Source organism: Mariniblastus fucicola (assembly GCF_008087665.1).
Taxonomy (GTDB): Bacteria; Planctomycetota; Planctomycetia; order Pirellulales; family Pirellulaceae; genus Mariniblastus; species Mariniblastus fucicola.
The window spans coordinates 1356234-1370368 of sequence record NZ_CP042912.1 but is presented as its reverse complement, the minus strand read 5'-3'; the positions used below and the strand labels follow the sequence as shown (position 1 = coordinate 1370368).

The 14135-nt window shown below is 52.1% G+C and carries 8 protein-coding genes and 1 tRNA gene; 4 read left to right on the top strand and 5 right to left on the bottom strand.

Annotation, left to right across the window (positions count from 1 at the left end; genetic code table 11):
• Positions 1 to 126 precede the first annotated feature (126 nt).
• Entirely contained in the window at positions 127 to 1173 is a 1047-nt protein-coding gene (locus MFFC18_RS04945; RefSeq protein WP_075081800.1) for an arginine N-succinyltransferase, read from the top strand.
• 56 nt (positions 1174 to 1229) lie between these two features.
• Positions 1230 to 2714 (top strand): succinylglutamate-semialdehyde dehydrogenase, encoded by a 1485-nt coding sequence (gene astD / locus MFFC18_RS04940; protein WP_075081801.1) that lies wholly within the window; start codon positions 1230 to 1232, stop codon positions 2712 to 2714.
• Between the two features lie 69 nt (positions 2715 to 2783).
• Here astD and MFFC18_RS04935 read toward each other — a convergent pair whose 3' ends face one another.
• The 4 genes from MFFC18_RS04935 to MFFC18_RS04920 all read right to left on the bottom strand — a co-directional run bounded on the left by MFFC18_RS04935 (position 2784) and on the right by MFFC18_RS04920 (position 10963).
• Positions 2784 to 8831, bottom strand: a complete 6048-nt coding sequence (locus tag MFFC18_RS04935) for an alpha-2-macroglobulin family protein (protein WP_148618650.1) — start codon at positions 8829 to 8831, stop codon at positions 2784 to 2786.
• A gap of 150 nt (positions 8832 to 8981) precedes the next feature.
• Complete coding sequence (locus MFFC18_RS04930) at positions 8982 to 9665, bottom strand: phenylalanine--tRNA ligase beta subunit-related protein (protein ID WP_075081803.1); 684 nt, start codon at positions 9663 to 9665, stop codon at positions 8982 to 8984.
• A 27-nt stretch (positions 9666 to 9692) separates the two neighbouring features.
• The gene (locus MFFC18_RS04925) at positions 9693 to 10139 is read right to left on the bottom strand and encodes a hypothetical protein (protein WP_075081804.1); all 447 of its coding nucleotides are present in this window, start codon (positions 10137 to 10139) and stop codon (positions 9693 to 9695) included.
• The gene (locus tag MFFC18_RS04920; RefSeq protein ID WP_075081805.1) at positions 10136 to 10963 is read right to left on the bottom strand and encodes a YceI family protein; all 828 of its coding nucleotides are present in this window, start codon (positions 10961 to 10963) and stop codon (positions 10136 to 10138) included. Before MFFC18_RS04920 ends, MFFC18_RS04925 begins: the two co-directional genes overlap by 4 nt.
• Before the next feature lie 144 nt (positions 10964 to 11107).
• Here MFFC18_RS04920 and MFFC18_RS04915 point away from each other — a divergent pair, with 144 nt between their 5' ends.
• Both MFFC18_RS04915 and MFFC18_RS04910 read left to right on the top strand, forming a co-directional pair.
• Positions 11108 to 13255, top strand: a complete 2148-nt coding sequence (locus MFFC18_RS04915; RefSeq protein ID WP_075081806.1) for a S9 family peptidase — start codon at positions 11108 to 11110, stop codon at positions 13253 to 13255.
• A 216-nt stretch (positions 13256 to 13471) separates the two neighbouring features.
• A tRNA-Ser gene (locus MFFC18_RS04910) sits at positions 13472 to 13560 on the top strand.
• 79 nt (positions 13561 to 13639) lie between these two features.
• On the opposite strand, the gene MFFC18_RS04905 is transcribed toward MFFC18_RS04910, so the two are convergent.
• The gene (locus MFFC18_RS04905; protein WP_075081807.1) at positions 13640 to 13975 is read right to left on the bottom strand and encodes a cupin domain-containing protein; all 336 of its coding nucleotides are present in this window, start codon (positions 13973 to 13975) and stop codon (positions 13640 to 13642) included.
• Positions 13976 to 14135 lie beyond the last annotated feature (160 nt).

Genomic DNA, 14135 nt, shown 5'->3' with positions numbered 1-14135 from the left:
TCCTGTGCATAACTTCCGCCGTGCCATACCTCGACAGCCCACTGCTCCGGCCGGGACTTTTGCATAGAATCAGATTTCGCAGGAGCCTCAAACTCCCGGACTATCGATGGCTCAATCGGAAACCAAATGCTAATCGTACGATGTGTTCGCGAAGACGACCTTGATTCGCTTTTTGACCTGATTCAAAAATCCGAATTCGGTCTGACGACGCTGAAGATTTCCAAAAGCGAACTCGAATCCCGCATCGAGCGATCGCTGTTCGCGTTCCGGCAAAAGGACGCTCGCCCTTCGGGGCAGCCTTACGTTTTCGTGATGGAAGATCTTGGCATCGGTCGGCTGGTCGGCACCTGTGCGATCTACTCGAAAACTGGCGGCTTCGAACCGATGTATTCGTACGAGATACAGAAGTCGATTCACGCCAGCAAAGAGCTTGGCGTCTATAAAGAGATCGACACGCTGCACTTGCTGGCCCAGCACGACGGCCCGACGGAAATCGGCAGCCTGTTTCTTTCGCCCGACTATTGGGGCGGCGGACACGGTCGGCTCTTGAGCATGTCTCGCTTTCTGTTTCTGGCCGAGTTCCAGGAACGGTTTGAGCAAAAAGTTATCGCGGAAATGCGCGGCGTCGTGGACTCTCATGGCGTGTCGCCATTGTGGTCAGCGCTCGGCTCTCACTTCTTTCAAATGGACTTCCCCAAAGCCGAAACGCTTACGACACAATCGAAGAAAGTCATCGGCGATTTGATGCCCAAGCATCCGATTTACATTCCACTACTGCCGCAGGATGCTCAGGACGTGATCGGTAAAGTGCACGCCAACACGGAACCGGCATTGGCGATGTTGCTCAAGGAAGGTTTCGAAAACCGTGGCCTGGTCGACCTGTTCGATGGTGGCCCAACGATTGAGTGCGAGGTCGAAAACATTCGCGCCGTTCGCGAAAGCAAATCTGGAACCGTCGGTGCCGTCGCAGAAAAAATCAAAAACGGCACGCGGCAAATCATCTCCAATTCACGACTCGATTTCCGCACCTGTCTTGGCGAAGTTCAATGGGATGGCGCTGTTGCGACGATCGATCAGATTTCCGCACTGCGACTGGGGCTAAAGAACGGCGACGCAATTCGCAGCGTCAATCTGAGGCCGGATCCTGCACCAAATACTGAGTCAGATAGTTAGCGAGAATTTCGGCACCAGCTTCACCCCTTCCAGACATTTCTATCGCAGGCAAATCCATGCTCACTTCAAAAACAGAACTCCGCATCGGCGACCAGTGGATTTCCGGATCCGGTTCGCCAATTCAGTCCGTCAGTCCGATCGACGAATCCGTCGTGTTCGAGACCAACGAAGCGACCGCCGACCAGGTCAACGCAGCTTTCTCCGCCGCCCGCGACGCGTTTGGATCGTGGTGGGATCAGCCACTGGAAAACCGAATTGCGATTGTGCAAAAGTACGCTGAACTGGTTCGTGAGTCAGGGGATGAACTCGCGGAGATCATTTCCGCTGAAACCGGCAAGATACTTTGGGAAGCCAAAACAGAAGCCGGCGCGGTTGCGGGAAAAGTCGACGTATCGATCGATGCGTTGAAGACCCGTCGCGACACGACTTCATTCGAGATGGGTGAAGTCAAAGCCGTCACGCGTTTTAAGCCGCACGGAGTCGTCGGCGTCCTCGGACCGTTTAACTTTCCGGCTCACCTTCCCAACGGCCATATCGTTCCTGCATTGCTTGCCGGTAACACGATCGTGTTCAAACCTAGCGAACAGACTCCCGCCGTCGGGGCGTGGATGATGCAAAAATGGATCGAAGCCGGATTGCCAAACGGCGTGCTGAATCTGGTTCAGGGCGGACGCGATGTTGGACAGGCGATCTGTGCCAGCAAGGAGATTGACGGACTTTTCTTCACCGGTTCCAGCGGAGCGGGCGCGGCGCTCAACAAAGCATTGGCCGCTGAACCCGGAAAGATTCTGGCGTTGGAAATGGGAGGAAACAATCCGCTGATCGTGACCGAGACCAGCGACATGGATACGGCGTCCTACCTGACGATCCTGTCAGCCTTCATCACGGCCGGCCAACGCTGCACCTGTGCCCGGCGACTGATTCTGATCGACAACGACGAATCGAAACAGTTTCTGAACACGCTGGTTGAGATGACGAAGAAGGTGACTTTCGGTTTCAGCTCGGACGATCCACAACCATTTATCGGAACGGTGATTTCCGGTGCAATGGGTCGTCACATTTTGGAGACTCAGGAGAAGCTGATCGCTCGTGGCGGCGATCCGATCGTGAAAATGGAGTCTCATCGAGGTTGCGACGCCCTGATTTCTCCTGGCATCATCGACGTGACGGAAGTTTCTGACCGCGAGGACGAAGAGTTGTTCGGGCCGTTGCTGAGCGTCATTCGTGTCCCTGACTTTGAGGCTGCGATCACGGAAGCCAACAACACGGCCTACGGTTTGTCCGCAGGAATTTTGACTGACAACGCGGACTTATACAGACAGTTCATTCATCAAATCCGCGCCGGCATCGTGAACTGGAATCGGCAGACGACAGGGGCATCCGGAAAGCTTCCTTTCGGAGGCTGCGGTCGCAGCGGCAACAATCGCCCGAGCGCTTACTACGCGGCGGATTACTGCTCGTTTCCAGTAGCGAGCCTGGAAAGCGAATCTCTGGCGATGCCCGAACAATTAATGCAGGGCTTGGCGAGTTTGAAGGGCTAATCCATTTCCAAACTTGAGTTTTTGAAATCTGAACGGGCGTGTCGCCGTTGCATGAAGATTGACAGCCCATTAGTTCTGGTCGTCAATTTGAATTCGAGCTTCTTCGCTGCGAGCATTAATTTCTGGAGCGTACATTGCGAAACCTGTCGCAGGCATTCCGGAAAACGTTCCGGGAACCTCGGCTCGCAATCTATATTTGATCACGTGCGTGCCTTTGCGAAGTCGCTGAACGAAAAATATGACCTTTGAATCACGCAACTCCACATTTGACGCAATTCCGGCGCCCCAACTGTAGCCACTGCGAAGTCGCACAGGCTCACAACCGGCAGGTTTGGGGTCTTCGAAAGCCAGGTAGTCAAAATCATCGGAAGCGGAAACAGTGAGCTCAACCTCGACCACATCGCCGACAGACAAACTGCCGCCAGACGTGAGAACTGTTGGCTTAGCGGGCTTTCCTTTCGCGACATCATTGTTCGCGGCGGCACTGCGGCGAAGATATCGCCGGCTGATTTGAAGTCCACCGTTTTGCGCGGCTGGTATTTGTTCGTAAATCGTTTCGTAATCTGCTGTTAGCGCGAAATATGCCGAACCATTGACGTCTTTTTTCAATGAAACCTGATGACGTCCACCTGCAAAACTTTCGTCAGTCAACGTTACCCGATTCTCCAGAGCCAGCATGTTTTGCCAGCTCACGTCAACATCTCGCACGTGTTTTCCATCGACATAGATACCTATTGAGTAGTCTTCTGCTGACTCTTTTTGCATCATCCGCATGTAGTCTGAAAGAGCGTGTACCGCGAGTGCCGAGTCTCGAGTGCTGCGCCAATGAGTTCCGTTTCTACGCTGGCTGACGAGCCAGTTTGCCATTCGATCGATTAGCGATTTGTCCGAATCGAGAGCCACAAGTGCGCGCAAAACCCACGCGTTTGTCTCAACATTGCTGTTGTACCACCGCCACCAATGCTGCTGGCTGGTTGGCATCCATGACATGTTCGATTCCATATCGGTTTCGATATTGCCAATGATTTCGCCGATCAGTGTTTCTGCTTCCTCGTGCATTTGGTTGTTTTGAAGTGCCAACGCCAGCAACGCTCGACCGTACGGATTGAGTGCCTCACGATTCGAAAAGACTCTGGTAGCAAATTGACGAGTTTTTTTAACTGACTCAATATGCTTTTTTGATCGGCCCAGTGAAAGGACATAGGCAATAAACGCCTGTTCAACTCTGCGATCAACCGAGTCGGGAATCTTCGAAACAGCATTGGCTTTCGGGTAAACCAGGTAGTGGACCCCATTGCGAAAAGTGGACTCTAAAACCTCCACTCCGGAGTCAGCGGCCGCATTTAGTCCCAACAATACGTACGCTGTCATGTATCGAGACGACTCATCGTGTTCCCACCAACCCCAGCCTCCGTCCTTGTGCTGAAACTTATAGAGGCGGTTGAGACCTGCCTGTGACATACGCTCAATTTCACTCGTATTGAAAACGGACGCGCGGTCTTTTTGCCGGGCCAGCTTCCTGTTCCGGGCGACCATCGCTTCCGCCAACGCTTCAGGATCAGTTCCCAACTTCTTCAATGTGTCATAGGCCAAAACGGTTGGGTAGAAACGACTCATCGTTTGTTCAACACAGCCGTACGGATAGCCAGCCAAAAACGGAAGTGCTTCAAAGGCAGCACCTGCTGCAGTCGGCGCGAAACTGAGCTCCAATTTGGTCTTTGAAGCATCAACGTTCCCGGGTAGTTCGAACTCCATTTTCTTGCTGCCAGTTTCATTGGCTGCAAAGAACCCTGAATGTGATTGGGATTCTAGAATGGTGCGAGAGAATGCGGGAAATCGCAATTGCATCGCATCGCTTTCAACGTCAGTTCGAGCCTTGACGGTAATGCTTGCGTTGCCGCTGGAGTGAACTTTAACTGGCCAGTCAAAACGATGTGTTTCACCCGGCTTGATTCGCTCGCTCGCAGACAAAATCCGGTTGCCGTTCTGGTCCGTTTTCTTCTCATGTCCTGCAATCTCGACCGACTCAAAAATCGATTCGGGGAAATGCAACTCAGCAAAGACGTTCTTTTCGACTGAGAGATTGTTGTGCACGTTCGCGCTAAGGACCACTTCGTCACCCATGGTGAAAAATCGCGGGGACTGAAGCCTGACCAAAAAATCTTTTTTGGTTTTTACTTCACAAACTGCCTCGCCAACCTGCGTTTTGTCTCCTGTTGCCAGGAAGCCCTGAATCCGCCATGTCGTTAATGATTCTGGAAATTTGATTTCAGCTTTGGCAGAGCCCTCTTTGTCCAGTTTCAAATTTGGGAGCCAGATTGCACTGTCGGCGAAGTTCGATCGGACTTCGGGTTCCGCAAGCTGGCTGTCGAAATAACCGTTGGTTGAAGGATCAATCCCGCCGCGGCGAGCACTTGTCGCACGGCTTTTGACACCCGCGGGATCGCCGCCACTGGGCGCCGCTCCGCCCATCCCTCCAGCCGTTGGTTCCGATGCATCTTCCAAATGAAATTCCGGGCAAGTAAACCGTCCAGAGACCTCAAACGACCGAGAAACCATCGATGAAGTGATGCCATCGTTCCAATATTTCGTCCGTCGCCTTGCAACAAGCGATTTGGGACGCGTCTTTGACTCCGCCTGAATATACGTTAGCGATTTATCGTACCCTCGAAGAGCCAGCGAGCCTGACACAGGATTTCCTTCAGCGTCCGTCACCCTGACGTTTACATTTCCTTTTTGACCTGGCCGATAAATATGTCGATCGGGGCTTACTTCAATCGTCAGCATGTCGTCGATGGGAGGGACATAGATCTCGCATTCTTCATTGAAGACTTCACCGCGGTGAGCGACAGTTGCCTCAACGAAAAAATTTGGAACGTGATGTTGCTCAACGGGTATCTCGATAACCTGGCTGTGTGAAGAGATATCAACGAAACTGCTGTTGTCCATTGAATCCCAAAGCAACAATCGTGCATTGGGTTGGGACGTATTAATCAGAATGCGCGCCGTTTCGCCAACTTTATACATTCGCTTATCGGGAATAATTTCCAGCCCACCGAATCGATAGCCCTTTCCATCAAACTTCGGACCAAGACACCAAATGGTCTTCGTGGCAGAGGCCGAGTGCTGTCCGCTTTTTTCGGACTCAAACTCCAATCGATACAGGCCTTCGTCTGGCAGGCCAAACGAAACCGTGGCCTTACCCTCATGATCCGTTCTGATATCGAAATGTTGCGTGACCCGTTTTTCGAATACATGACTTTCGCCTGAATCCACTGCATCGTCTGGGTCTTTCGGCAAAATTTCGTAGAGCTTTAGTACGCCTGTCGTCGGCACACCGATGTTGTTTGTTGTTCGAGCGTTGAGTTCTAACGCTACTGTGTCTCCTGCCTGATACCAGCCACGATCCAGACCCAGGAACACAGTGAAAGGTTGCGGCGCGACGACGACATATCCCGTTCCTTTAATGCTGCGACGACTTTCATCGGTGACATTGGCGACCACTTCGATTTGGTACTCTGAATCACGATTGAATTCGGAAGTGTCGACAACGACTTCGGCGTATCCATCCTCATTTAGTTGAACCTCTCCTTTTGAGATCATTTCCGCAGGTTCTTCCTCACCCCACGAGAATCGCCAATGGTCTTCTTCCCAATCACTTTCGTTGGCCGCAACTTGATCGCCGAGCCATGGATACAGCCATTCAACATCACCAAATCCGACTCCGTAAAGCCAATCCCATTCGGTTGGCGGCGCGAAATAAGATGTGTGACGGCGAAGCAGAACATGATATTTGACGCTGCCGCTCGAAACAGGCTCACCCGTGTAATACGCTGCCTTGATGGCAGCCTTGGCTGGTTTGCCAAGCTGCACAGTTTCCGCCGACGGAGTCACGTCGACTTTGAATTCAGGTTTTTTATATTCTTCGATCCGGAACTCGCTGGCAGTACTGGGCCAACGATCCCCCGATCGCTCAACCTGCAGACGGTATTCACCCAGGGGTGATTCGCTATTGAGACGGAACGATCCCGACACGCTTCCGGAATCGTCAGTCACGAGATTGAATGTTTTGACCCGATCGTTATAGCTGGGCCCATCAACATGAACCTGAACCTCCGTTCCTGCCTTGGCAGGCAAGTACTTCCGATCCAAAATTTCACGTGTCCATACCCGAAAATTGATTTCGTCTCCGGGCCGATAGAGTGGCCGATCGGTAATTGCAAACTCGGCATAACCAACCTCTTTATCGTAAGATTTACCAATGCGTTCGATTTCGCAAAACGCAACATCACCTTCGTCTGTTTCTAGGAAGACAAAGCTGTCGTCTTCGTCTTTGAAAAACATGACACCGTCCGAATCCGTCTGTGCGGTTTTCCAGTTGTGTCGCGATTTGGAACTGATCAAATTCATTTTCTGATCGGCAAGCGGCCTTCCCGATTCAGAATCAATTGCCCAAACCATCACTTTGCCGTCCGTCTTCTTCTGGATGATCGTCACTCCAGAAACTATGACAAGACCACGCGAAATATTTTTCGATCCCGGAACTCTTGCTTCAATGACATAGGCGCCCGCCTCGGCCAGTGGTGCCTGCGTTGAGTGGGACTCGACCAGGTCTGAAACGGGTGAAGACTCAACCCACTGCGCATAAGTGTCGTCACTAACAAAAGGTTCCAGCTCTTCGTTGTCGTCACTCCATTCACTAAAAATGTCGTAGCCAAGGTAGGCAACTTCCCACCAATTACCGGACTTCTCGCGATCGACCAAATATGCTTTGAGATCAACTTTGCGAGCGGTAAATTCAACTTTCGCAGTGTTGCGGCATGCAAACCAAAGCGTTGGCTTGATACTGGCCGAGTAAACTCCCGTTTTGCCCAATAAAACATTGGCACTGTCGATATGACCGATTTGAAGTTTCGCAACTTCGGCTCGGTCATGCTTTCCAAAGTCGTCGACGATTCGTTGATAGAGTTCTTTCGCTTTCGAGAACTGTCGACGATTCTGATAATACAAGGCTCGCCGATACATGGCTTCGACAGCCAACTCACTTTTGGGGTTCAGCCTTTCAACTCGACGCCAAATCGCAATTGGACTCTCTGCGTCGGGCAGCGTAATCACTCGCAACTTGTGATTAACAATCAGTCTTGCTTCATTGTCATCAAGGTTTCGCAGCGGCTTCAGATCTGCTTGATCGCGACCTCGCCCAAAGGTTGGACGATCCGCGTATTGATAATAGAAGACAGCGTCATACCACGCAGGATCGTGGATTGGTCCGTATAGCCGCCGATTCAGATCGGCGCGATGAAGAAGCGTCCGGGCAAGATGTTTTTTTGACCTGGAATGATCAAGCGTCTGAATCTCATTGAGCAGAAACAGTATTTTCTTTGCGCGGGTTAGTCCTGAGTCGTAGTTGTCCGGAGTTTTCAAAAATGCTGGTCGTTGATCATCGTTAATGGGAACACCTCTGCTGTGACGAAAGTAGCGACGATCCGCGTCAGCTGACTGGACACCTTCCCACCACCAATCAATTCTCTCATAGCCAGTGTCCCATCCCCAACTTTTACGAGGACGGACATTGTCCGGATCAAGAGCTCTCAACAACTCAAAATTGAGTGATATGGATTCCTCATCAAGACGGATCTGAAATTCGTCGCGTTTCCCGGCAGGAGATCCATCACGAATCGCGATCAACAGTTTTCGGGACTCTTCAAGATGTCCGATGTAGCCCAACAGCACATTGAGTTTGTGATCGTCTTGAGGCCAGTAAGCCTGGTCCGACCAAATTTGAAGTCGTTGTGATTGCCTGAACTGAACAGCACGTTTCAGTGCGACCAACCATTCTTCAAGTTCCATCGAACAAGTGATGGTGCGATTGACAATATGGAGCTGCGTCTCAATGTCAAGTGCTTTGACCGATTCATACAGCGTCCTCGCTTCGGACCACTGTTGCTGATCAAAAAGTTCGTCTGCTTTTTGAAGATCATCACGAGTCTCCGACGTCAAAATCGGGAAGACAGCCGATGCAGAAACAACATCAAGTCGGCAATGATTCGACAACAGTTGAGAAGTGAGAAAAATAACAAACAGTGCAACGAAAACGTTGGTTTGGAATCGTAACATCGGCTGATTTGTCCTTTTCACAGGCGTCTGCTCGCTTGCCCCGTTCCATCCGATGCAGACAGTGAATCTTGAGGATATATCAAATCAATCGGCTTGTCACGTTTTTAATGATGGATGGTTCCTGATGCCTGCCTCGCAAACTTGAGCCAATTACGGGACAAGAAATTCAACGTTTTCAACTTCGCCCAGCCCGTGTTTCTCAATCAATTCGCGAAACCAGGCCGCTGTTTTTGCGGCATGACCTGACAGCTCATTCGTTCCCCAGATCAAAACAAGCGAACACACCGTTTGGTCGTTCGTTTTTGTTCGCTGCGAATCCTTTACTGCGTTCGCGCAGGGCCCTTCGTCGTCGAACAGACAGAGCAAACCATCGAGCTTGATCGTTTGCCCGGAGGCATTGAATACGTATTCTGAATTCTCCGGCGCGATCGCCACTCGGAGAGCACCACTTTCGAAATGGCACTTGGCCAAATCGACAACGCTGATTGGCAATCCGCTGTGCAACGAAACGACATTTAAAGCGTCGACGACTGGATTGATCGAATTCAGCTTTCCGCTGCCTGCGGCTTTGACCAAATACTCGGACGCCGGTTTCCCTCGCCCGGTTGGCTTGTAGCCTGCATGACGTAACAGGTCACGGACGGCGGACTTTACGGTATCGTAGCGCTGTGGATCGGAGTGAATTTCGAAAGGGCTTTTCGCGATTGCATCGTCAGCGAGCGAAAACAAACTGAACACATTGCCTTGCGATCCCGACTCCGATGCGTTTTGCAAAACGAAAGCCGCCAAATCAAGGCTTGGGTGGGAATCAACTGAAATGGAAACGGAACTCATCAAACTTCCTGTTCGAGACTTATTCGACTACGCCGTTCTGCTTCGTGCTTGAGTTACCAACGATCGGCAACGCGAATAAATTAACCAAAACGGCACGAGGTAGATTAAGTCAGCAAAGAAAAACACGATCAAAATCCAAACTGGAAGATCGCCGCGAAGAATGTAGCGAACCGCCAGCAGCGGACCGATGGCTTTGCTGAGCATTCCCAGCAACAGCACGTTACGGTTTTCGACAGGGTTACGGCTGACAATCCAATAGCCGACTCCAAACAGTGCAACACACATTCCCACCAACTGGATCGGCAGATTGAACGCGGTCTTTTCGAGCCCCAGCCCTCGAAAACCTTCGTGGTAAAACACGATCATCGCGAAACCGGCGATCAGGTTGTAGACGGCGGCAATGGCCAAAACGACTCGCCACCATCCTGGGAAGCCTTTGGATGAACCGGAGCCAGCGGCTTCGATTGAGTTCATTTATCTTCGCCCGTGATTTCGTCCGAACCAGATTCGTCAGGCTGAACTGTCGTATCATCAGGCTCACGAAACAGTTCATTCAATCGCCTGCGGTCAGCGTCTTCGCCAAACCGCGATTTCGAGACATCGTCACCATCAAACTCGACCGCCTCGACTTTTTCCTCAGGCTCAGGCTGCTGATGGACGGCTTGAAAACAAAACGTCACCGCCACGCTGTCCCCAACGGATTTCGGTAGCGCGTCGATCCCGAAATCGCTTCGCCGAACGACAAACCGCGACATGAATCCACAACGCATTTTCCCTTCGGGTCCGTTCCCCATCGCCAGTAGTTCAATCGGCATCGTGATCTTTCGAGTTTCACCATGCAGCGTCAGATTCCCCTCGACCTCAAACGTTCGTTTCGTCTTCCCCGCCGCCGCGGGCTTGTCGACTGACTTGACCGCGATGCTCTCGAAAGTGATCGTTTCATATTGAGCTGCATCGAGACACGTTGGACCGCGGAGTTGAACATCACGCGACGCGTTGTTCGAATCGATCGAGTCTGGATCAATCTCGAATCGAAACTTTGTGGAATCCGGATTTTGAAAGTCCATCTCTACCGATCCGGCACACTGATTGAATCGTCCGTAGATAAAGCTGAGCCCGAAATGGCTGACCGAACAGACGATCGATGTATGCTCATTGTCAATTTTCCACGTCGACGCGCCATCCATCACGTCGTCCTGAATTGCAACAGGAATCGGTGACGCGAAAACGGTGGACGTTGGCGAATGCATCGCGATCAATGCCAAAACGATCATCGCAAACAATGCTGAAACTCGCATCGAATCTCTCGGGGTCAGGGACGGGAACGTCATCCATGATACTCCATTCGCAGCCGTCGGCGGAACCTGTTGCCATCATGGATTCGACTTGATTCATGGCTTATATTGATCTGCGAACCATTCGGATTTACTGGAGAGAGAATTATGAATCGCATCTTGAGCGTTGCACTGCTGGTCCTGTTGGCCTGCCTGCAACAAACCAACGTCGCCCAGGAGGCTGCTGAATCAGCCACCGAAACGAAGACTCTAACGCCAGAACTGCTCTGGAAACTAGGACGTTTGGGCGAAGCGACGCTTTCTCCGGATGGCACGCATCTGGCCTACACGGTTCGGCGTTACGTTCTGGCCGACAACAAAGGCAAGTCCTCGTTGTTCCTGATGAAGCTGGACGACGGCAGCACGAAGACGTTGCTCGATAGCTGGAGTTCGGTCGGTTCGATTCAATGGGTTGGCGAGGGCGATTCGGCCACATTGTTTTTCGAAGGCATGGAAGGCAAAGACGATGAAGAAGATAGCGACGCAGCAGATGACGACGAAGAGGAGGATGAGGACGAAGATCACTCCGACGCGCCGCAAGCCTGGTCGATCGACGTTGGCTCTGGCGAGCTAACGCAAGTCTCGGCTCTCGAGGATGGAATCTCGAATTTGAAAGTCTCGCCGACCGGCAAGCACATTGCTTACACGCAAGACGTCAAGCTCGACAAAACCGTCAACGAACTCTACGAAGACCTCCCCGAAGCCGACGCGCGCATCATCGACGATTTGATGTATCGCCACTGGAACGCCTGGCACGACTACAAGTACACGCACTTGCACGTCGCCGCGATCGCCGATGGGAAAGCCGGTGATGGCAAGGATTTGATGGAAGGCATCAAAGCCGATTGTCCTGTCCCGCCGTTTGGTGGCAGCGAGCAATTTAACTGGTCGCCCGACGGAAAAGAGATCGCTTACACGCTCAAGGACACCGAAAAATGGGAAGAGTCCACGGACTCGAACGTTTGGATCGTGAACGTTGAATCTGGCGAGAAGAAAAACCTGACTGGCGAGATGCCTGGCTACGACAAAGATCCGGTTTACTCGCCCGATGGAAAGTGGCTGGCGTTTCAGTCGATGGAACGAGCCGGTTTTGAGTCGGACCGAAATCGTATCATGCTGATCGAGCGCGAAAGCGGCACGATGCGTGAGCTGACCATTGGCCTGGACCAGAACGCGAACGGAATTCATTGGACGCCTGATTCGCAAAAGATCGCATTTGCGTCGGAGTATCGCGGCACCGATCAGATGTTTGAAATCGGACTGGAATCTCCAGGCACCAAACGACAGGTCACCAGTGGCCAGTTCAACTGGCATGTCGTTGATTTTCTTCCGGATGGAAAGTCTGCGATCGCGACGAAGATGAACATGATTCGCCCCAACGAATTGACATTGCTGAACGTCGAATCGGGTGACGACAAAGTGCTCTCTCACATCAACGACGACGTCTATGAAGGTCTGGAAGTTGCCACGATTGAGGAACGTTTCGTGGACGCGACCGATGGTCAAAAGATTCACTGTTGGGTCGCCTATCCGCCGGGCTTCAAGAAAGACGACGGCAAGAAGTGGCCGATGTTGACTTACTGCCAAGGCGGTCCGCAGGGCCAAATCGGACAGTGGTTCTCCTACCGTTGGAACTTCCACTTGATGGCGGCGCAGGGCTACGTCGTGGTTGCTCCGAACCGTCGTGGATTGCCGGGCTTTGGTCGCAAGTGGAACGATGACATCAGTGGCGACTGGGGCGGACAGGCGATGAAGGATATCCTCTCAGCCACGGACGCGATGATGGCTGAGCCCTACATCAACAAGGACAAAGTTGGCGCGATCGGCGCGAGCTTTGGTGGTTACACGGTTTACTGGTTGATGGGCAACGGCGGCGATCGGTTCAAGACGATGATCGCTCACTGCGGCGTGTTCAACCTTGAGTCCATGTACGGTTCGACCGAGGAGTTGTTTTTCGTGAACTGGGATTTGGGCGGACCCTATTGGAAAAGCGACGCGATCAAGAAGGAGTACGACTTGTTCTCGCCGCACAACTTCGTGAAGAACTGGAAGACGCCGCTGTTGGTGATCCACGGCCAGAAAGATTTCCGGGTTCCGGTCACGCAGGGAATGGAGGCTTTCACGGCGGCTCAGGTGAACGACGTGCCTTCGCGATTTCTGTACTTCCCGGAGGAAGGCCACTGGGTTCAGAGCCCGCAAAACGGCGTGCTCTGGCATCGCGTGTTCTTCGATTGGCTGGCACGAGAGCTAAAGTAAAAAACGGCTCCGCGACGGAATTGAGTTCCAGCCCATGATTGTATGGGCTGGATCGTGGCGGCATAGGCTTCGAGCCCTGTGATCGCGTGAGACGACGCTCCATTCCTTGCAATTCCGGGCTGGAAGCCTAAGCAAGGGTTTGGAAATCGAGCGAACCTGTTTTCGCTCTTTACGTCTTGATAAAGCAGGGGCGATCTGTCAAATTATCGCCTGACCGGAGATGTGGCTGAGTGGTCGAAAGCGCCTGATTGCTAATTAGGTGAACGGGTCAAACTGTTCCGCAGGTTCGAATCCTGTCGTCTCCGCTCCAACAGAATCAAGGCGTGCTGTTCATTCAGCACGCTTTTTTCTTGCGCCGACCTGAACCAGACATCCTCGCCGTCATCAGCCGTTGGGGTTCTGGCGATAATCATCCCGCGGCGGGTTCCAGACGTCAATAATCTTGCAATCCGTCAACGACTTTCCTGAATGCTTTGCGCCACCCGGAATCACCAGCGACTCGCCAACGGAAAGATGGATTTCTTCGCCCTCAAGCACCAGAATGAACTCCCCTTCAATGATGTTCGTAATCTGCTCATGCGGATGCGAGTGCTCGGGAAGCTCGTAACCTGGCTCGACCGTCCAGTGGGCAATCGACATTTGATCCGAATGGATCATCTTTGCCCGATAGCCAGCGATCGGTGCAAAATCTGGTTCATCGGCGAGTGTTATCTTTTTCATGCGTGAAAGTCTAACATGGAAATAGTTTCAAACGTGGCTGCTGGCAAGCGAAAACGAGATCGTGAATCGTGGACGCCTCCAAATCACTGTGACAGAAAATCTATGGCTTGCCGGTGATTTAGTCAATTTTAGGGGGGAAGACTCTGGGCAATATTCTGAC

Bases quoted from the DNA above. Each gene is read 5' to 3' on its own strand.
- MFFC18_RS04905 (WP_075081807.1), bottom strand. From the start codon at position 13,975: ATGAAAAAGATAACACTCGCCGATGAACCAGATTTTGCACCGATCGCT.
- MFFC18_RS04930 (WP_075081803.1), bottom strand. From the start codon at position 9,665: ATGAGTTCCGTTTCCATTTCAGTTGATTCCCACCCAAGCCTTGATTTG.
- MFFC18_RS04945 (WP_075081800.1), top strand. From the start codon at position 127: ATGCTAATCGTACGATGTGTTCGCGAAGACGACCTTGATTCGCTTTTT.
- MFFC18_RS04920 (WP_075081805.1), bottom strand. From the start codon at position 10,963: ATGCGAGTTTCAGCATTGTTTGCGATGATCGTTTTGGCATTGATCGCG.
- astD (WP_075081801.1), top strand. From the start codon at position 1,230: ATGCTCACTTCAAAAACAGAACTCCGCATCGGCGACCAGTGGATTTCC.
- MFFC18_RS04925 (WP_075081804.1), bottom strand. From the start codon at position 10,139: ATGAACTCAATCGAAGCCGCTGGCTCCGGTTCATCCAAAGGCTTCCCA.
- MFFC18_RS04915 (WP_075081806.1), top strand. From the start codon at position 11,108: ATGAATCGCATCTTGAGCGTTGCACTGCTGGTCCTGTTGGCCTGCCTG.
- MFFC18_RS04935 (WP_148618650.1), bottom strand. From the start codon at position 8,831: ATGTTACGATTCCAAACCAACGTTTTCGTTGCACTGTTTGTTATTTTT.